Below are 711 nucleotides of genomic sequence, written 5' to 3'. Positions count from 1 at the left end.
AATTCGGCCAAAACTTCGCCTTAGCGTAGGATTCGGCCCCATCCATCCGGCATCAGACCCCATTCAGGGTGATTTTGAGGTCTTTGGAACCGTCTCGGCGCCTCTCAATCCCCGAACGGCCAACGGTGATGTAAGTATGGTTTTCCTTGGATAAACTTCCGAAAAGCTGCCATAGGATCATGGCTGTACTTTGGAGAATCCCTGGATGCGCCTGTTTGCGGCTTCCTTTGCAGCGTTGATCGCTGCGTCTGGCACCGCTTCGGCACAGTCCGTTCTTGAGCGTGTACTCGAACAGATCGACGGTGCATCCAACCTCGCTCGGATCAACGGAACGTATGCGAACATTGCTGAGAGCACTCTGCTAAGCGAAACTAGGTCGAGAAATATCGTGGAGGATGTGTCCTCAGATTTCACCACAGCAGATCCGGGAACGATAGTCGCAACTATATCGGATGGGAACGGGAACTCTTACGACATTCCCCGGAGTGCCTTTCCGGATACAGGCCAAATTCCCCTGATGGCCGCAGCCACAGGCCTGACAGACCATCTCATCCTGCATTCGGATGGGCGCATAGACCCGGTCGATGCAAACTATAGTCCAGACACTTATTCGTTGGTTGGTATCAACGGGGTTTTAATTGATCAGGTCATTGACCAGGACACTACGAGTATCAATGGGTTAGTGTATCTGGAGTTGAATGTGACAAGCAT

At 51.9% G+C, this 711-nt stretch carries 1 protein-coding gene; it reads left to right on the top strand.

Going from position 1 to position 711, the window contains the following annotated elements; all coding sequences use genetic code 11:
* Positions 1 to 205 precede the first annotated feature (205 nt).
* Positions 206 to 711: hypothetical protein (locus DU478_RS23525; RefSeq protein ID WP_233501570.1), on the top strand; the 506-nt coding region annotated here is incomplete at its 3' end.

The sequence above is a fragment of the Thalassococcus profundi genome, from assembly GCF_003344785.1.
GTDB lineage: Bacteria > Pseudomonadota > Alphaproteobacteria > Rhodobacterales > Rhodobacteraceae > Puniceibacterium > Puniceibacterium profundi.
The sequence above is the reverse complement of the archived record's forward strand: the minus strand, read 5'-3'. Positions and strand labels throughout refer to the sequence as shown.